At 66.3% G+C, this 18651-nt stretch carries 18 protein-coding genes; 13 read left to right on the plus strand and 5 right to left on the minus strand.

From position 1 onward, the window contains the following. Positions 1-12 precede the first annotated feature (12 nt). The 3 genes from ACN8ZM_RS07285 to ACN8ZM_RS07295 are packed head-to-tail and all read right to left on the minus strand — an operon-like array spanning position 13 to position 2318. Complete coding sequence (locus ACN8ZM_RS07285) at positions 13-405, minus strand: OsmC family protein (RefSeq protein WP_043182438.1); 393 nt, start codon at positions 403-405, stop codon at positions 13-15. A 46-nt stretch (positions 406-451) separates the two neighbouring features. Then, a complete protein-coding gene (locus ACN8ZM_RS07290; protein ID WP_089450310.1) occupies positions 452-2032 on the minus strand; it encodes a cation:proton antiporter in 1581 nt (526 codons plus the stop codon). A gap of 25 nt (positions 2033-2057) precedes the next feature. Then, positions 2058-2318 (minus strand): XapX domain-containing protein, encoded by a 261-nt coding sequence (locus ACN8ZM_RS07295; protein WP_420210878.1) that lies wholly within the window; start codon positions 2316-2318, stop codon positions 2058-2060. Between the two features lie 274 nt (positions 2319-2592). Between ACN8ZM_RS07295 and ACN8ZM_RS07300 the strand changes: the two genes are divergently transcribed. Beyond that, on the plus strand, positions 2593-3279 hold the full coding sequence (locus ACN8ZM_RS07300; RefSeq protein WP_043182441.1) for a hydrolase: 687 nt from the start codon (positions 2593-2595) through the stop codon (positions 3277-3279). A gap of 63 nt (positions 3280-3342) precedes the next feature. On the opposite strand, the gene ACN8ZM_RS07305 is transcribed toward ACN8ZM_RS07300, so the two are convergent. Continuing rightward, the gene (locus ACN8ZM_RS07305; protein WP_043182443.1) at positions 3343-4266 is read right to left on the minus strand and encodes a LysR family transcriptional regulator; all 924 of its coding nucleotides are present in this window, start codon (positions 4264-4266) and stop codon (positions 3343-3345) included. Between the two features lie 98 nt (positions 4267-4364). Between ACN8ZM_RS07305 and ACN8ZM_RS07310 the strand changes: the two genes are divergently transcribed. The 7 genes from ACN8ZM_RS07310 to ACN8ZM_RS07340 are packed head-to-tail and all read left to right on the plus strand — an operon-like array spanning position 4365 to position 10560. Continuing rightward, positions 4365-4532, plus strand: a complete 168-nt coding sequence (locus ACN8ZM_RS07310) for a DUF1427 family protein (RefSeq protein ID WP_043182444.1) — start codon at positions 4365-4367, stop codon at positions 4530-4532. Positions 4533-4550: 18 nt separating this feature from the next. Then, positions 4551-6440, plus strand: coding sequence for an amidohydrolase (locus tag ACN8ZM_RS07315; protein WP_420210879.1), 1890 nt, complete (start codon positions 4551-4553; stop codon positions 6438-6440). Position 6441: 1 nt separating this feature from the next. Then, a complete protein-coding gene (locus ACN8ZM_RS07320; RefSeq protein WP_089450312.1) occupies positions 6442-6903 on the plus strand; it encodes a DoxX family protein in 462 nt (153 codons plus the stop codon). Positions 6904-6929: 26 nt separating this feature from the next. Further along, positions 6930-7844 carry a VOC family protein gene (locus ACN8ZM_RS07325; RefSeq protein ID WP_043182448.1) on the plus strand — a complete coding sequence of 305 codons (915 nt, stop codon included), beginning with the start codon at positions 6930-6932 and terminating at the stop codon, positions 7842-7844. Further along, positions 7841-8536, plus strand: coding sequence for a YoaK family protein (locus ACN8ZM_RS07330; protein WP_089450313.1), 696 nt, complete (start codon positions 7841-7843; stop codon positions 8534-8536). Before ACN8ZM_RS07325 ends, ACN8ZM_RS07330 begins: the two co-directional genes overlap by 4 nt. Then, positions 8533-10005, plus strand: a complete 1473-nt coding sequence (locus tag ACN8ZM_RS07335) for an alginate export family protein (protein ID WP_420210880.1) — start codon at positions 8533-8535, stop codon at positions 10003-10005. Before ACN8ZM_RS07330 ends, ACN8ZM_RS07335 begins: the two co-directional genes overlap by 4 nt. Before the next feature lie 54 nt (positions 10006-10059). After that, positions 10060-10560: a DUF3331 domain-containing protein gene (locus ACN8ZM_RS07340; RefSeq protein WP_080741555.1), complete on the plus strand. Its 501-nt coding sequence runs from the start codon at positions 10060-10062 to the stop codon at positions 10558-10560. Between the two features lie 109 nt (positions 10561-10669). Here the strand turns inward: ACN8ZM_RS07340 and ACN8ZM_RS07345 are convergent, their stop codons facing one another. Then, a complete protein-coding gene (locus tag ACN8ZM_RS07345) occupies positions 10670-12256 on the minus strand; it encodes an acid phosphatase (RefSeq protein ID WP_043182454.1) in 1587 nt (528 codons plus the stop codon). Between the two features lie 223 nt (positions 12257-12479). On the opposite strand from ACN8ZM_RS07345, the gene ACN8ZM_RS07350 reads away from it, so the two are divergent. The 5 genes from ACN8ZM_RS07350 to ACN8ZM_RS07370 all read left to right on the plus strand — a co-directional run bounded on the left by ACN8ZM_RS07350 (position 12480) and on the right by ACN8ZM_RS07370 (position 18649). After that, complete coding sequence (locus ACN8ZM_RS07350) at positions 12480-13865, plus strand: cytochrome-c peroxidase (RefSeq protein ID WP_420210881.1); 1386 nt, start codon at positions 12480-12482, stop codon at positions 13863-13865. Between the two features lie 128 nt (positions 13866-13993). Then, positions 13994-14380, plus strand: a complete 387-nt coding sequence (locus tag ACN8ZM_RS07355) for a hypothetical protein (protein ID WP_043182457.1) — start codon at positions 13994-13996, stop codon at positions 14378-14380. 11 nt (positions 14381-14391) lie between these two features. Next, complete coding sequence (locus ACN8ZM_RS07360) at positions 14392-14862, plus strand: NUDIX hydrolase (RefSeq protein ID WP_420210985.1); 471 nt, start codon at positions 14392-14394, stop codon at positions 14860-14862. 809 nt (positions 14863-15671) lie between these two features. Next, the gene (locus ACN8ZM_RS07365; protein WP_420210882.1) at positions 15672-17777 is read left to right on the plus strand and encodes a type VI secretion system Vgr family protein; all 2106 of its coding nucleotides are present in this window, start codon (positions 15672-15674) and stop codon (positions 17775-17777) included. Positions 17778-17851: 74 nt separating this feature from the next. Then, the gene (locus tag ACN8ZM_RS07370; RefSeq protein WP_420210883.1) at positions 17852-18649 is read left to right on the plus strand and encodes a DUF4123 domain-containing protein; all 798 of its coding nucleotides are present in this window, start codon (positions 17852-17854) and stop codon (positions 18647-18649) included. Positions 18650-18651 lie beyond the last annotated feature (2 nt).

An 18651-nucleotide genomic window follows, 5' to 3' on the forward strand; every position in this document is an offset into this window, starting at 1 on the left:
AGGCGGGGCGCGTCAGGCGATCGCCGTGTCGATGGTGATCGGATGCGTGAGGATCTTGTGCACCGGGCACGCGTTCGCGATCTGCAGCAGGCGTTCGCGCTGTTCGTCGGACAGGTCGCCGTCGAGCGTGATGCGGCGCACGATGGTGCTGCCCGCGCTGCCGGATTCGTGTGCGAGCTTCACGTGCACTTCGGCGAGCGGCCAGCCCTTGCGTTGCGCGTACATCTTCAGCGTGATCGCGGTGCATGCGCCGAGGCTCGACAGCAGCAGGGCGACGGGCGTCGGCGCGGCATCGCCGCCGCCGAGCGGCGCCGGTTCGTCGGCGCGCCACTGGTGGACGCCATCGCTGAAGTGGACGAGGTAATCGACGGAGCCGATGCTCGCTTCGACGGACAGTTCGCTCATTGCAATTCCATGGGAAAAGGGGGGAGACCGGCGGCTTGGCCGGGCGTTACGGTTCGAGCAGCCGTTGCAGCCGCAGTTCCTCGAAATCGAGTTCCGATTCGATTCGGTGCAGCACGGTGTCGTCGACCTTGCCGTCGCGATGCAGGTCGAGCAGCGCGCGGCGCGACACGCCGACGAGCTCGAGTTCGACGCGCAGCATGCGCGAGCGCACATTGGCCGGCTCGGCGCCGTGGCGATGCGCGCGTTCGTTGAACGTGACGCGATTCCGGTATTCGTCGAGCAGGCGGTCGAGCGACGGCCGCTCGAGGCTCGACCCGCGTTGTTCGAGCGCGTCGAGTTCGGCGAGCGCCGCGCCGAACGCATACGCGCGCACCGCATGCTCGGACATCGTGTGCCGCGCGGCCGGGCGCAGTTTCAGCACGCGGATCAGCGGCGCGAGCGTGCCGCCCTGCACGACGAGCGTCGCGATGATCAGCAGGAACGTGCTGAACAGGATCAGGTCGCGGCCGGGGAAGTTGGTGGGCAGTGCGATCGCGGCCGCGAGGCTCACGACACCGCGCATGCCGGACCAGCCGAGCACGACGGCCTCGCGCCACGACCACGGTGCGTGGCCGGCACGCGGTGCGCGCAGGCGACCCGGCAGCCACATCGCGACGAACACCCAGACGATGCGCGCGGCGATCGCGGCGGCGGTGGCGGGCAGCGCGACGCGCAGGCCGGCCATCAGCACCGCGCCTTCATGGTTCACGCGCGCAAGGATCGCGTGCAACGCGAGACCGATCAGGATGAAAACGAGCGCATCGAGCACGAACACGATCGCTTCCCAGGTCGCCTTCGCCTTGATCCGCATGTCGGCGTCGAACACGCGATGCTGGCGCACGCCGAGCACGAGGCCGCAGGTGACGACCGACAGCACGCCCGAGCCGTCGACGGCTTCGGCGATCCCGTAGCTGCCCCACGCCATCGCGAAGGTCACGACGATACCGAGCATCGGATCGCGCAGGCGCGGCAGCACCCAGCTCATCGCGTGGCCGCATGCGAGGCCGACCGCGATGCCGATCAGCGTGAGCGAGAAGAACAGCCCGGTGGCGCTCGTGGCCGTGATCGACACGGCGAGCGCGGCCGACACGGCCATCTGGTACAGCAGCAGGCCCGATGCATCGTTGACGAGGCTTTCGCCTTCGAGCACCGCGACGAGCCGCGCGGGCAGCGGGTGGCGCTGCAGGATCGCCTTCGCGGCGACCGCGTCGGGCGGCGACACGATCGCGCCGAGCGTGAAGCATGCGGCCCACGGCAGCGCCGGGTTCGCGGCATGCACGGCGAGCGCGACCGCGACGGTCGTGAACACCACCGCGCCGAGCGCGAGCGACGCGATCGATGCAAGCTCCTGCCGGAATTCCTTCCACGCGGTGTAGAACCCGCTCGACATCAGCAGCGGCGGCAGCACGGCCGCGAGCAGCAGCGCCGGGTCCATGTCGGGCACGCGCTTGCCCGCGATCGCGACCACACAGCCGCCGAGCAGCAGCACGACGGCCGGCGGAATCGAAATCCGCTCGGCGAGCCACGTGAGCGCGCCCGCACCGCAAATCAACAGCAGCAGGTAATGAAACAGCTCGACGTTGGTCATGCGCGGCCGTGCGCGACGAGGCCCATCACGACGGCTTGCGGTCGTTCGCGGTGCCGCCCGGCAGTGCGCCGAACATGTGCTGGCTGCATTGTGCATCGCGCCATGCGGTGTTCAGGCGATGGCCCGCGAACATCCGTTTCACGACGGGCAGGATCTGTTCGCCGGCCAGCATGCCGAGCAGGCCGGTGAGCGCGATGATCGGCGGGGCCGGCGAATTCACGCCGAGCGCGCCGTAGATGACGCCGGCGAGGATGCCGGCGCATAGCGACAGGAAATACGGTTTCATGGCGAGCCCCGTGATGGCAGACGAGTGGCGCGGTGCGCGCCGTCAAGGTCTTGAAAGCGTATCGGGTTTGCGTGAAGAAAAAAAGGCCGGATCGCCCCGAACAGGGACCGATTCCGGAATCGGATCGATTCCGTTTCTTGGATGTTCGCGCCGCGCGTTTGCGGCTTAAATATTTCGAGCCGGAAGACGATCCGGCACCGATACACCCGAGGCTCCTCCCGCTGTCGCGGTCGAGGCAGGCCCCCCTTTTTTCGTTCACAGGACGACTTGCGCCATGAGCAATCCGAAACTTGAAGTACTCACTCCGCAGAACAGCCAGCTGATCTTCATCGACCAGCAGCCGCAAATGGCGTTCGGCGTGCAGTCGATCGATCGCCAGACGCTGAAGAACAACGTCGTCGGTCTCGCGAAGGCCGCGAAGGCATTCAACATCCCGACCACGATCACGACGGTCGAGACCGAAAGTTTCTCCGGCCACACGTATCCCGAATTGCTCGACGTGTTCCCGAACCAGCCGCTGCTGGAGCGCACGTCGATGAACTCGTGGGACGACCAGAAGGTGCGCGATGCGCTGGCCGCGAATGGCCGCAAGAAGGTGATCGTGTCGGGCCTGTGGACCGAGGTCTGCAATACGACGTTCGCGCTGTGCGCGATGCTCGAAGGCGAATACGAGATCTACATGGTGGCCGATGCGTCGGGCGGCACGTCGAAGGACGCGCACGACTTCGCGATGCAGCGGATGGTGCAGGCCGGTGCGGTGCCCGTCACGTGGCAGCAGGTCGTGCTCGAGTGGCAGCGCGACTGGGCGCGCCGCGATACGTATGAAGCGGTGATGGCCGTCGTGCGCGAGCACTCGGGCGCCTACGGGATGGGTGTCGACTACGCGTACACGATGGTCCACAAGGCACCGCAACGCACTGCGACGCCGCACGAGTCGCTTGCGGCGGTCCCGGCGAAGTAACGGGCCGCCGGCCGCGATCGTCGCGATGGTCGCGACGATCGCCTGCCAGGGGCCGTCGCGCGTTCAGCTGACGGGCAGCGCCCACGGTGCGTGCACGAAGCGTTCCGCGAGGAAGTCGAGCAGCACCGTTACGCGCGCGGCGCGCAGCATGCCGGGCGGCGTGACGAGGTTGACGTTGATGTCGGCGATCTTCCAGTCGGACATCACTTCCTCGAGCTCGCCGCGCTGCATCGCGTCCCACACCAGGAACTCGGGCTGAAGGGCGAGGCCGTGACCGGCGACGAGCGCGGGGAGGATCACGTCCGCGTTGTTGGTGCGGATGCGGCCGTGCACGGATACGCCGAACTCGTCGCCCGAAGCCGGTTGGCGGAAGCGCCAGTACTCGGGGGTCGGCAGGTTCGTGTAGGTGAGGCACACGTGCTGTTCGATGTCGCTCGGATGCGTCGGGCGGCCGCGCCGGTCGAGGTAAGAGGGCGACGCGACGAGCGGGCGGCGTACCGCGCAGAGCCGGCGCGAGCGCAGCGACGAATCGCTCAGCTCGGCGATGCGGATCGCGACGTCGAAGCCGCCGGACACGATGTCGACGATGTGGTCGGTGAGCACGAGGTCGATGTCGACGCGCGGATAGCGTTCGAGAAACGCGGGCAGCACCGGCGACAGATGGCGCAGCCCGAACGACATCGGCGCGTTCACGCGCACGAGGCCGTGCGGTTCGAGCGCTTGAGCGGACGCTTCGCTCTCGATCAGGTCCGCATCGGCGAGCAGGCGGATCGCGCGGTCGCGCAGCAGTTCGCCGGTCGGCGTGAGCGACAGCTTGCGCGACGTGCGGTACAGCAGCATCGCGCCGAGGCGCTTTTCGAGGCGCGCGATCGCCTTCGACACGGTCGGTTGCGATACGCCGAGCAGGTCGGCGGCTTTCGCGAACGAACCGGTCTCCGCGACGCGCGCAAAGATGGCCCAGGCTTCGAGATCAGGAAGGTGTTGCATGGTCGGAACGAATGGCAGGGAAGCGGAACGGATGCGGCGCACCGCGAAGGCGGCCGCGCGATGCCGATGATTCTAATCCGGCCGGGAGAAATATCGTTATGGAATCTTATCTACTTTCGTTGGGCGCCGGCGTGTTGATCGGCGTCGTGTACAGCGTGATCAAGGTGCGCTCGCCGGCACCGCCGCTGATCGCGCTGGTCGGCCTGGCCGGCATGCTGATCGGCGCCCAGGCCATCGCGCCGGTCCGTCACTGGCTCGGCTTCTGACCGCATCGAGGACACTTCATGAGCGCTAACGCTACTCAACCCGATCTCATCCTGCACAACGGGCGCATCACGACGCTCGATCGTGCGAACCCCGTCGCAACCGCCGTGGCGATCAAGGACGGCCGCTTCGTCGCGGTCGGCGCCGACTCGGACATCATGCCGCTCGCGGGCCGCGCGACGAAGGTCGTCGATCTCGACTGCCGCACCGTGCTGCCGGGGCTGATCGACAACCACACGCACGTGATTCGCGGCGGCCTGAACTACAACCTCGAGCTGCGCTGGGATGGCGTGCGTTCGCTCGCGGTCGCGATGGAAATGCTGAAGCACCAGGTCGCGATCACGCCTGCGCCGCAATGGGTGCGCGTGGTCGGCGGCTTCACCGAACACCAGTTCGCCGAGAAGCGCCTGCCGACGATCGACGAGCTCAATGCGGTCGCACCCGATACGCCGGTATTCATCCTGCACCTGTACGACCGCGCGCTGCTGAACGCGGCCGCGCTGCGGGTGGTCGGCTACACCAAGGACACGCCCGAGCCGCCGGGCGGCACGATCCTGCGCGACGACGCGGGCAACCCGACCGGGCTGCTGCTCGCGAACCCGAACGCGACGATCCTTTATGCGACGCTCGCGAAAGGCCCGAAGCTGCCGTTCGAGTACCAGTACAACTCGACCCGCCATTTCATGCGCGAACTCAATCGCCTGGGCGTGACGGGCGTGATCGACGCAGGCGGCGGCTCGCAGAATTATCCCGACGATTACGAGGTGATCCGCAAGCTGCACGATGCCAACGAGATGACGGTGCGGATCGCGTACAACCTGTTCACGCAGAAGCCGAATGCGGAGAAGGAAGACTTCGTGAACTGGACGAAGAGCGTCAAGTACCACGACGGCACCGACTATTTCCGCCACAACGGCGCGGGCGAGATGCTGGTGTTCTCGGCGGCCGATTTCGAGGATTTCCGCGTCGCGCGCCCGGACCTGCCGGCGCAGATGGAGGACGATCTCGAAGGCGTCGTGCGCGTGCTCGCCCAGAATCGCTGGCCGTGGCGCATGCATGCGACCTACGATGAAACGATCAGCCGCGCGCTCGACGTGTTCGAAAAGGTCAACAAGGACATTCCGCTTGCCGGTCTGAACTGGTTCTTCGATCACGCGGAAACCGTTTCCGAAAAATCGATGGATCGGATTGCCGCGCTGGGCGGTGGTATTGCGGTGCAGCACCGGATGGCGTACCAGGGCGAATATTTCGTCGAGCGCTACGGCGCGCGCGCGGCCGAGGCGACGCCGCCCGTCGCGAAGATGCTCGACAAGGGAATCAAGGTGTCGGCCGGCACCGACGCGACGCGGGTGGCGTCGTACAACCCGTGGGTGTCGCTCGCGTGGCTCGTGACGGGCAAGACGGTCGGCGGCCTGCGGATGTATCCGCAGCGCAACCTGCTCGATCGCGAGACCGCGCTGCGCATGTGGACCGAGTACGTGACGTGGTTCTCGAACGAGGAGGGGAAGAAGGGGCGCATCGCGGTGGGCCAGCTCGCCGACCTGATGGTTCCGGATCGCGATTTCTTCACGTGCGCGGAGGACGATATCGTCGATACGACGGCGTTGCTGACGGTGGTCGGCGGCCGCATCGTGTGGGGCGCGGGGCCGTTCGCGTCACACGATGCGCCGATTCCGCCCGCGATGCCCGACTGGTCGCCCGTGCGCGAGTACGGCGGCTACGGCGGCTGGGGTGCGACGCAGCGCAACGGTGCGCCGCTGCAGCGCGCGGCGGCCGCCGCGATGTGCGGCTGCGCGAGCGCATGCAACGTGCACGGGCACGCGCATGCGGGCGCATGGGGCCGCACGTTGCCGACGTCGGACGCGAAGGGCTTCTGGGGCGCGTTCGGCTGTTCGTGCTGGGCGGTCTGACATGGCGGCCCCGACCGATCGAGGCGGTGTCGGCAACCCGGCGTGGATTCGCGCGCTGCTCGCGCAGCCGTGGGTCCTGCCGCTTGCGCGTCTGGCATTGGTGTCCGCGTACCTGATCGGCGGGGTCGCGAAGGCGCTGGACTTCGACGGCGCGGTCGCGGAGCAGGCGCATTTCGGGCTGCAGCCGGCGGCGTTATGGGCGGCGCTGGCGATCGCGGTCGAGATCGCCGGCTCGCTGTGCATCGTGCTGGGCCGCTTTACGTGGCTCGGCGCCGGCAGCCTCGGCATGCTGACGCTGGTCGCGATGGCGGTCGCGAACGATTTCTGGAACCGCACGGGCGCCGAGCATTTCATGGCGCTCAACAGCTTTTTCGAGCATCTCGGGCTGATCGCCGCACTCGTGCTCGCGACCGTGCTCGCCGATGCGAAGCACCTGGCCGGCGACGGCCGCATTACTCGATGACGATGAAACAACCAGGAAACCCTGTCATGAAAACCCTTCGTTCCGTATTGCTCTCCGCGATGATCGCGGGCGGTCTTGCCGTCGCGCCGGTCGTGTTCGCGAAGCCGCCGGTCGTCGCTGCGCCGGTGCCGGTGCTGGCCGTCGGCCCGCAGTACGATACGACCCACGTGTGCGTGTCGCCGGACGATTTCGACCGTTTCACCGACAGCTTCGTCGCGACCTTCGGCGGCAAGAAGTCGAAGCAGGGTGTGTTCCAGGTCACGCCCACGCCGAGCCAGACGATGTCGCAGCTCGTGCTCACGCCGGTCGGCACGGTCTCGGTGTTCGGCTTCAAGACGCCGATCCCGTATCCGTTCTGCGCGGAGCGCACCGGCTACCTCGTCACCGATCTCGACGTCGCGATGAAGACGGCGCGTGCGCACGGTGCGGACGTGATCGTCGACACGTTCCCTGATCCGATCGGCCGCGACGCGATCATCCGCTGGACCGGCGGGCTGAACATGCAACTCTATTGGCATACCGAAGCACCGCACTACGATGCGCTGGAGACGGTGCCCGAGAATCGCGTGTACGTATCGCCGGAAAGCGTGCGCAAGCTGGTCCACGATTTCGTCAAGTTCTCGAACGGCAAGGTGGTATCCGACACCCTCAAGGCGCCGGGCATCGAGATCGGCCGGCCGAACGAGACCTACCGTCGCATCCGCATCGAATCGGGCTTCGGCAAGATGACCGTGCTCGTGACCGACGGCCACCTGCCTTACCCGTTCGGCCGCGAGATGACCGGCTACGAAGTGCCCGATCTCGCCGCGACGCTGAAGAAGGCGCAGGCCGCGGGCGTGACGGTGCTCGTGCCGCCGTTCACGTCGGACGGCCGCGACGCGGCGCTCGTGCAGTTCCCGGGCGGCTACGTCGCAGAGATCCACGCGAGCGCGGCGCGATGAAGCACGAGGACACGATCCTTGCCGCGGTGGCCGGCTTCGTCGACACGCTGAGCTTCGTCGCGCTGTTCGGGCTGTTCACCGCGCACGTGACCGGCAACTTCGTGTTGATCGGCGCGGGCATCGCGGGCTTCGGCCAGGGTGTCGTGCTGAAGCTCAGCGTGTTTCCCGCCTTCGTGTGCGGCGTGATCGCGAGCAGCCTGATCGCGCGGTCGCTGTCCGCGCGGCCCGCGTGGCAGGGCACGCGCGCGCTGCATGCGGTGCAGGCCGTGCTGCTGCTCGGCTTTTGCGCGGCCGGCGTGTGGGCGACGCCCGTCACGCAGCCCGACAGCCTGCCGGCGCTCGTGGCCGGCATCGTCGGCACGTTCGCGATGGGCGTGCAGAACGCGCATCCGCGCGTGATCCCGCGCGCGGGCGTGCCGAATACGGTGATGACCGGCAACGTGACGCAGGCGATCCTCGACGTCGTCGACATGTTGTCCGCCGGCACGGCCGACAGCGTGCGCGCGGCGGCACGCGCGCGTTTCGCGAAGATGCTGCCGGCGATCGTCGCGTTCGCGCTCGGCGCGGCGTGCGGGGCGCTCGGGTTTCGCCATATCGGCTTTCTGGCGCTGCTCGCGCCCGTTTGCGCGCTGGCGACGCTCGCGCTGTGCGCGGCCCAATCGGCGGGCGCCATCACGAAGGAGCGCGCATGAGCGTTCAACGGGAACGGGCGCATCGCGGCCGCCGCTTCGATCGTGCCGCGCGCGTGTCCGTCGTCGCGGGCTTGTTGTTCGCCGGGCGCGGCGCCGCGTTCGCGGAAACCTCGCCGGCATCGGCGCCGGCCGCGGACGGCACCGCATCGACGTGCACGGCCAAGCGGCCGACCGTGCTGTTCAATCGCTGGCAGGAAGACTGGTCGGTGCTCGCGAATCCATGCGTGCCGCGCGCACCGCTCGACGGCCTCAAGTACATTCCGCTCGGCAACGATCCGGCCTCCTATCTGTCGCTCGGCGTGAACCTGCGCGAGCGTCTCGAGACCGTCGACGCGCCGCTGTTCGGCATCGGTTCCGGGCAATCGGACACGTACCTGATCCAGCGCGTCGAAGTGCATGCCGATGCGCATCTCGGTCAGCACTGGCAGTTCTTCGTGCAGTTGCAGGATGACCGCGCGTACGGCAAGAACACGATCTCGCCGGTCGACAAGAACCCGCTCGATCTCGAGCAGGCATTCGCGACCTATACGGGCGCGCTCGGCGGCGGCACGTTCAAGTTCCGCGTCGGCCGGCAGGAGATGGCGTTCGACTTGCAGCGCTTCATTGCCGCACGCGACGGCCCGAACGTGCGGCAGGCGTTCGATGCGGTGTGGGCCGACTACGAATACCAGCAGTGGCGTTTCATCGGGTATGCGACGCAGCCGGTGCAGAACCGCAGCGCGTCCACGTTCGACGACGTGTCGAACCGCGACCTCACGTTCAGCGGTGTGCGTTTCGAGCGGAAGGCGGTGGGGCCCGGCGACCTGTCGGGCTACTGGTCGCGCTACAACCGCAGCAACGCGCGCTTTCTCGATGCGAGCGGCGCGGAGCGCCGTGACGTGTGGGACCTGCGTTACTCCGGTACGCAAGGCCGTTTCGACTGGGATCTCGAAACGATGCTGCAGACGGGGACGGTCGGCAGCAGCACGATCCGCGCGTGGGCGGTCGGCTCGATTGCCGGCTATCGGCTCGACGCGCCGTGGTCGCCGCACATCGCGCTGCAGCTCGACGCGGCATCGGGCGACCGGCATCCGCACGACGGCCGCGTCGAAACCTTCAATCCGCTGTTCCCGAACGGCTATTACTTCACGCTGGCCGGCTTCACCGGGTATTCGAACCTGATCCACGTGAAGCCGTCGGTGACGCTGAAGCCGTCGCCGAACCTGTCGCTGCTCGGGGCGCTCGGGTTCCAGTGGCGCGAGACGACTGGCGATGCGGTCTACCAGCAGGGCAACGCGGTGGTGCCGGGTACGGCAGGCAAGGGCGGGTTGTGGACGGGGATGTACGTGCAGCTGCGTGCGGACTGGACGATCGCCGCGAACCTGATCGGTGCGGTCGAGGCCGTGCATTTCCAGGTCGGCGATGCGATCCGCCAGGCGGGCGGGCATAACGCCGACTATGTCGGGGTCGAGCTGAAGTATGGGTGGTAGCACGCGTGCCGGGGCGCGTTCGCCGGCGATGGGTTGCCCGATGCGAGGTGTCGGATGAATGCGCGCGTGCAGGTGCTCGTGTATTCGGACGAGATGCTGATCGTGCGCTGGCTTGCGCCGGGCGGCGCGGAGCAGCGCTGGGCACCCGGGCGCGCGCTGCGCTCGGGCCAGTGCGCGCTGTCCGGCGAGAAGATCGTCTGTGGCGACGCCGTCTTCAGCCCGCGCGGGCGGGCGCCGTTCGAACCGAAAGCCATGATCCTGGCGGCGGCGCTCGACCGGCCGCACGTGTCGACGGTTCGCCCGCGCGTACAGGTGCTCGAGCGCTCGGCGCAGCTGCTGGTCGTGCGCTGGGTCGAACCGGGGCGTGCGCATTTCGGCGAGCAGCACTGGAAACCCGGGCGCGCAAGGCAGGCCGGTTTCTGCGTGCTGTCGGGCGCGCGGATCGCGTGCGGCGACGACGTGTTCCGCCCGAGCGGACGGCCGACGCCGCCGAATGCACGCGCGATGATTCTGGCGGTCGCGCTCGATGGCGCCGGGCTGAAGCACGGCGGGTGACGCGGCGCGCGCATGCTTGCGCGCGCAACGACAAAGGGCGGCCGAAGCCGCCCTGTGTCGTATGCGGCCGGCATGACGCCGGCCGGTGCATTGCCGTGCCGCTGCGCCGTTACAGGTTCGGCGACAGTGCGAGCGCGTTCGTCAGGTCGCCCATCGGCTGGCCGCCGTTGGCCTTCAGCGCGTCGTCGCGTTGTTGCAGGCCCGCGAGGCGCGGCAGCGAGAAGCGGCGCGTGATGAAGCGCAGGATCGACGCGGTGTCGTACTGCGTGTGGTCGACGAAGCCCTTCTTCGAGAACGGCGACACGATGAGTGCCGGAATCCGCGTGCCCGGGCCCCAGCGGTCGCCCTTCGGCGGCGACACGTGATCCCAGAAGCCGCCGTTTTCGTCGTACGTGACGACCACGACCATGTTCTTCCACTGCGGGCTGGCCTGCAGGTGGGCGATCACGTTCGCGATGTGCTGGTCGCCGCTCGACACGTCGGTGTAGCCCGCGTGTTCGTTCAGGTTGCCCTGCGGCTTGTAGAACGCGACCTGCGGCAGCGTGCCCGCGTCGATCGCCTTGAGGAACTCGCTGCCGTCGGTGCCGCCGTCGAGCAAGTGCTGCGCGCGGCTCGTGCTGCCCGGTGCCTGGTTCGCGTAGTAGTTGAACGGCTGATGGTGCGGCTGGAAGTTCGGCGCCGTCATGTTCGGGCCGTAGATCACGTTCGCGGTGCCGCTTTGAGCGGCCTGCAGCGCCTGGTTCCACGCACCGCCGTACCATGCCCACGACACGCCGGCGTTGGTCATCAGGTCGCCGATGTTCTGCTGCGATTGCGGCGGCAGCGTCGATGCGGCCGACGGGTCGGCGAGGTTCGGATCGCCGCCCGAAGCCGCCTTGTTGCCGCTCGGCTGGTACGGCGGCTGCATCGTGTTGATCGCGTAGAAGTCCGGCGTCAGGTTGCCCGAGTTCACGAACTTCGGAATGCCGTCGAGCGCGGAAGCCGGCGAGTTGGTCGCGAGCTGCAGCGACTTGCCGTCGGCGGCGACGGCCGAGATCGAACCGGCGGCCGGGCTCTTGTCCGCGTTCGCGTAGAACGGCGCGCACGCGCAGATCAGGTACTGGTGGTTCAGGAACGAGCCGCCGAACGCGCCCATGAAGAAGTTGTCGGCCAGCGTGAACTGCTGCGCGATCTTCCACAGCGGCAGCTTCGTCGCGTCGGGCGTGTAGTGGCCCATCACGAGGCCACCGGAATCGGCCCAGGCGGCGAACATGTCGTTCTTGCCGCCGTTGATCTGCATCTGGTTCTCGTAGAAGCGGTGATACAGGTCGCGCGTCGTCACGCTCATCGACGTGTTGAAACCGTTCGGGTCGTCGATCGCGAACGGCGCGTTCGGCAGGTTGGCCGTCATCGCCTCGGTCACGGCCGGCGTGACGCCCTTCGCGGTCAGGCCGCCCCAGACCTTCGGCAGCGTCGCGAGCGGCTGGCCGTTGCGATCCTTCTGCTGCGCGCTTGCCGCAGTCACATTCTGCAGGCCGTTCGCGCCCGGGAAGTTGCCGTACAGGTTGTCGAAGCTGCGGTTCTCGGCGTAGATCACGACGACGTTCTTCACCGTCGACAGGCCTTGCTGTTGCACGTCGTCGCCGCCGCAGGCGGTCAGGGCGGCGGCCGCGGCAACGGCGATCGGTGTAAAGCGAATCCAGGCGTGGTTTTTCATCCGTTGTACTCTCTATCTCTCTTGTCGCGTGGGGAACCGGAGCGTTGGTGTACCGCCGGTTCGCGAGGGTAACCGTGGCATGTCCGGCTGTAAGCATTTTGAGGGTGCGATTTGACAGCCGGGTGTAGGCGTCCTTTCGATTAGCTGTCGGTTGGTCGTCATGTAACGGTCATGCGGCTGACATAAACTCCCGCCGCTCCTGAACCCACTTTCCGACGAATCGATGAAGCCTCGCCAACCGACAGCCGGCGCGTTCGCGCGTTCGTGGCTGCATCTGACCGGCGCATTCGCGCTGGCCACCACGCTTGCAACCCTTGCCGGCTGTGACGGACAGCCGGGGGCGGGTGCGCCGACCGCACAGGCCGCCAGCGCGGCGAGTGCACCGGGCGCCGCCAATGTGGTTGCGTCCGCAACGGTTGCCGCGAGCGGCGCGGTGGTCGAAACGAACCAGCCGCAGACGCGGGCACAAGTTTACGAAGGCGTGCGCCGGATGACGGCGCTCGGCAAGCAACTTTTCTTTGACCCTACGCTGTCAGGTTCCGGCAAGCTCGCGTGCGCGTCGTGCCACAGCCCCGACCACGCATTCGGCCCGCCCAACGCGCTGGCCGTGCAATTCGGCGGCGACGACATGAAGCGCCCGGGCTTTCGTGCGGTGCCGTCGCTCAAGTACCTGCAGGGCGTGCCGCAGTTCACCGAACACTTCCACGATTCCGACGACGAAGGCGACGAGAGCGTCGATGCGGGCCCGACGGGCGGCCTCACGTGGGACGGCCGCGTCGACACGGGCGCCGAGCAGGCGCGCATTCCGCTCACGTCGCCGTTCGAGATGAACAGCTCGCCCGCGAAGGTCGCGCAGGCCGTGAAGGCCGCGTCGTATGCGGACGAGTTCCGCGCGGTGTTCGGCGTGAAGGTGCTCGACGACGACGCGGCCACGTTCAAGGCCGTGCTGCGCGCGCTCGAGACGTTCGAGCAGACGCCCGAACTGTTCTCGCCGTACACGAGCAAGTACGACGCGTATCTCGCCGGCCATGCGCAGCTCACGCCGGCCGAGTTGCGCGGGCTGCAGCTGTTCAACGACGAGAAGAAGGGCAATTGCGCGAGCTGCCACATCAGCCAGCGCGCGCTCGACGGCACGCCGCCGCAGTTCAGCGATTTCGGGCTGATCGCGGTCGCGGTGCCGCGCAACCGCGCGCTGCCCGTCAATCGCGACCCGCGCTTCTACGATCTCGGCGCGTGCGGCCCCGAGCGCACCGACCTGAAGGGCCGCGACGAATTCTGCGGGCTGTTCCGTACGCCGTCGCTGCGCAACGTCGCGCTGCGCAAGACCTTCTTCCACAACGGCGTGTATCACACGCTCGAGGACGTAATGCGCTTCTACGTCGAGCGCGACATCCATCCGGAGAAGTTCTATCCGGTCGTACACGGCAAGGTGCAGATCTACGACGACCTGCCCAAGCGCTACTGGCCGAACATCAACCGCGAGGCGCCGTTCGACCGCAAGCGCGGCGAGCAGCCCGCGCTGAACGCGGCCGAGATCAAGGACGTGATCGCGTTCCTGGGTACGCTGACTGACGGATATCAGCAAACGGCCGCGCCGGCCGGCCACTAGAAGGCGGCGTCGACGGCACGCATGCTATCCTCGCTCGCTGACAGGCGCAGTGCGCGTGCCGGATGGCCGGCCCCCGGTTCGCCGGCATGCACACTGCGCCGTTCGATCGAACATCCAAGGAGAACAACATGTCGATGCGTGCATCCCTTTCCGTCGTCACGCGTGTGCTGGCCGGCGCCGCGTGCGCAGCCGCGATGCTGCCTGCCCATGCGCAGAACAACCTGAACTTCCTGAACGACACGCCGCTCAGCTACTTCAGCAAGACCGACCGTGCGTCGCTCTCGAAGGCTGTCGTGCAGGTGCGCGACGAAGGCAAGGACGGCGAGACCACGACGTGGCAGAGCAGCGGCCGCGGCACGCAGATCGATGCGAAGCTCACGCCGAACACGTCGGAAGCCGACGGCAAGACCTGCCGTGAAATCGCCACCGAGATCACGGCGAAGGGCCAGACGATGACGCTCAAGCCCATCTATTGCAAGACCGACGCGGGCAAGTGGCAGCTGCAGAAGCGCTGAGCACGCACGTGATGAAGCGGGGCGGCGCGCCGCGCACGGTATCGTGCGGCGTCGTGATCCTCGATGCGGCCGGACGCGTGTTCCTCGCGCACGCGACGGATACCACGCACTGGGACATCCCGAAGGGGCAGGGCGAGCCGGGCGAGACGCCGGCCGACGCGGCGCTGCGTGAACTGCTCGAGGAAACCGGCATTGCGTTCGGCGCCGAGCGGCTGCTCGATCTCGGCCGCTTCGCGTACCGGCACGACAAAGACCTGCACCTGTTCGCGGTGCGGGTGCCCGAAGGCGAGATCGATCCCGCGCAGTGCACGTGTACGTCGCTGTTTCCGAGCCGTCGCGACGGCTCGATGATTCCCGAGATGGATGCGTATCGCTGGACCGCGCCCGCCGACATCGATGCGTATGCGAGCCGCAGCCTCGCGCGGCTGTTTCGCACGAAGCTGTCGCTGGCGGATTTGCATCGGCGGTTGACGGGTGGGTGAATGCGCGAGGTGGTTTTCGCTGTTGCTGCGACTGTGTGCGTCAAGCACCTCATTTTTTTGTGAAGCACGGTGGACCCCGATAGCGCCATCGGTAAGTCGGTGCGTCCTGCTTTAATCTGGGACTCGATGCTTCGATCGAGTCAGTCAAAGTCACCGCCGCGACCGGAAACGGTCGGTCGGCGGTGGTCTGCGTCTCTTCGTCCCGCTGACGGGCGGAAAATTCCGATGGTCGAAGTCCTGCCTGCAGTGTGCGGAGCCTCGCTGTCGTCGATAGCTATCCACAAATAGGTTCTTGCATGGCGTGCGTCGCAAGGGACATCGCGCGCATTCGTCAAGCAACGCGTTTCATCCTGTCTGTAATCGGCAGCGAATCAAATAAAGCATCCACATGCGCGGGGAGAATGCACGCGCTCTCGTGAGCGGCTCGATCAGAAAGTTCCTCTCGCGCTCAACGGCGTTCCAATGAGAGATCTGAGTATCAACAGATCCCTCCATTGATGGATGCATGCAAAGCGCGCGGTGCATGGGCTGATATCACGCCTGGTGGCAGGCGGCCCAATGTTGGCCCCACGCCATTGGCGGGCCATATTGCCGTGGAATTTCAGACGCGTCTGATAGACATTCAAAGCCCCAGTGGCGAACCTCTTGCTTTAGAGAACCCATGGCGCTCCAGCGAGCACCCTAGGTTTCATACTGCACTGTCACATCGCTCGTCATCGTGCACGGCTGGAATCAGCGGTCGCACACATGACGCACCGACGTGAGGAGATACGCATGGTTGCGTGTCTTCGGTTCGGAGAACTATCGCAATGCTGCAACCAACCCGGTTGTCCTTTACCTTCGCCGTCGGCGACGAGTCGTTCGAGGTCGTCGAGTTCACGCTGCATGAGGGGTTGTCCGAGACTTTCCGCTTGCAGGTTGAGCTGGCCAGCGCCAACCCGGCTATCGACTTCGGTCAGATACTCGACCGCAACGGCCTGCTCACGATCTGGCAGGGTGGGCAGCCCGTACGCTACGTGCACGGCGCGGTTTCGTCGTTCGTTCAGGGCGATACCGGCTTTCGCCGTACCCGCTACTCGGCCGTGGTCGAGCCGCGCCTCGCACGCCTCAAGCTCTCGTCCGACTGGCGGATCTTCCAGACGCTCAGCGTGACCGAAATCGCAGTCGCCGTTCTCAAGGCCCATGGCCTGACGATGGACTACGAGCAACGCGCCACCAACGAACACCTCACCCGCGAGTATTGCGTGCAGGCCGGTGATACTGACTACGACTTCGTCGAACGCATCCTGCGCGAGGAAGGCTTCTTCTACGCGTTCCAGCACGGCAAAGAGGGGCACCGGTTGATTCACTGCGATCGGCTGTTCATCTTCGGTCGTCTCGACGGCGAGCCGGTGATCTACAACCCGACGCCGGGCGGCGATCAGCCACAACCCAGTCTACGGACCTTCGCTTACACCGAGAGCGTGCGTACCGCGCGCCAGGTACAACGCGACTACACGTTCAAGAATCCGCGCTTCAACCACGAGTACCCGCGTGACGGCACCGACCTAGATCATCAGGGTCGAGGCTACGCACGCTACGACTATCCGGGCCGATATAAACACGAAGCCAGCGGCAAGGCGTTCACTCACGATCGCTTGCGCGGCCACCGGCGCGATGCACGTGTGGCGTTTGTCAGTGGTGACGACGCGCGCTTGCAGCCGGGCATCGCTTTCGCGCTCACGGGCCACCCACGCGAGGACATGAACCGGAGTTGGCGTCCGGTGAGCCTGGTGCATCACGGCAAGCAACACACCAGTCAGGCGGAAGAAAGCGCCGACGCGCAACACGGCACGTACTACCGCTACGAAGCGGTACTGGTGCCGGATGATGCCGAATGGCGCGCTGAACCGCTGCCGCACCCGCGCATCGATGGCCCACAGCCGGCGGTGGTCGTGGGCCCGGAGGGTGAAGAGATCTACACCGACGAGTACGGCCGAGTGAAGGCGCAGTTTCCGTGGGATCGCCAGGGCCGCCATGACGAGCACAGCTCGTGCTGGATCCGCGTCGCGCAGAACTGGGCGGGGGCACTGTGGGGACACATGGCGATCCCGCGCATCGGACAGGAGGTGATCGTCGACTTCTTCGACGGCGATCCGGACCAACCGGTCATCACTGGACGCACCTACAACCGCCTGCAGTTGCCACCGTACGAACTGCCGCGACACAAGACGCGGATGACGATCAAGAGCCAGACGCACAAGGGCGAAGGTTTCAACGAGCTGCGTTTCGAGGACGAAGCAGGACAAGAGGAAATTTATGTCCACGCGCAGCGCGATCAGAACATTCACGTCAACCATGACGAGACGACCTTCGTCGGTCATGACCGCAGCGAAAACGTCACACGTGACGAGTTTCTCAAAGTTGGCAACAACCGCCACGACACCGTCGCCAACGATGACCGTACCGACATCGGGCACGACCAACTGATTACCGTCGGGAACGACCAGACTCTGGTCATCAAACGCACCCAGCAGATCTCGATCACGCAGGACCGCGTCGAGGAAGTCGGCAACAGCCGTGTTGACAAGATCGCAGCGAACCACACGGCCAGTGTGGGAGGCCACGTCGAACTGTCCGTTCAAGGCCATCATCAATTACAGGCAACGGAGGCAATCAGGAATCGCACGAAACACTACGAGTGTTCCGCCGACTCCATTTGCTGGAGCACGCCGGGCGGTGTTCTCACACTCGATGCCGGGGGGCTCAGATTCAACGGCGCTGCGGTCAGCTACAAGGCTGGCGCTATCGACCTGTCCAGCGGAGGCGGCGGGGCACCGGTGGCTCTCGCTGGCGTGCCGAACACTGGCGAACCGGTCTGCGTCGGTTGCTGGCTGAAGGCGGCTGCCGAGCATCAGGCATTGGTGAAACTGTGAGAACGCTCGAAGACGAACTGCTGGAACAGGTGAGGGCACTTGGGCCGACCGCCCATCTAGTCGCCGTGAGCGACATGGCAGAACTCGATGACGAGCTTCGAAGTGCCGTGCGTACCCGATTCGCAGGAAATACCTATCCGTTGCTGCAAGATCCTGCTTGGCACGCACTACGTCCCTACAGCCCCCTCTTGCTTGCTGCAGATACCGCCGACTATCGAGGGCACCACAGCCTCGGTGGAGCATTCGACAGCGGACTTCGCAACGCATTGCATGGCTGGATAGTCAGCACGGTGTCTCCCGAACGGCTCGTTGAGCATCTGGCACAGGCCACCATCGCTTATGGCCCGGATGGCGAGAACTACCTGCTGCGTTATTACGACCCGTGGGTATTGCCCGTCCTGTACCGGCAAGCTCCACGGAACTGGTGGCGCGAATTCATGGCGCCTATCGCCTCCTGGTGGGTTCCCCGGGCCGACACGCAGGTTCAACGCTGGGGACGGATTCCGGGGTTGGCCGCCACTCATGCCAACCCTCTGTCATCACTCGTGATTGACGAGGCGCTCTGGCAGGCCCTGACAGGCGATCCATTGCCGCACCGCTTGCTACAGGCGGTTGAAGCGAGAACGCCGGAGTTGCTCGACAACCCGTGCAGAGGAATACGTCTGGCCCGTATAGAAGCGCTTCTTGTCCATGCGCGCGAAGCGGGCCTATCCAGGCACGACGACTTTTACGACTACGTCTTCCTTGCACTGGCTCAGGGCCCGGAGCGCAGAGAGGGGGACCGCTGCTGGCAGCTCGCCGTCCGCGCGGCGGCAACTGGCAAAGGTCGTCTTGGGGACCTGTATCTGGCTTGTCGCCGGCAGCAGGCGTAGCC

It is taken from the genome of Burkholderia aenigmatica, assembly GCF_048627025.1.
Lineage (GTDB): Bacteria > Pseudomonadota > Gammaproteobacteria > Burkholderiales > Burkholderiaceae > Burkholderia > Burkholderia aenigmatica.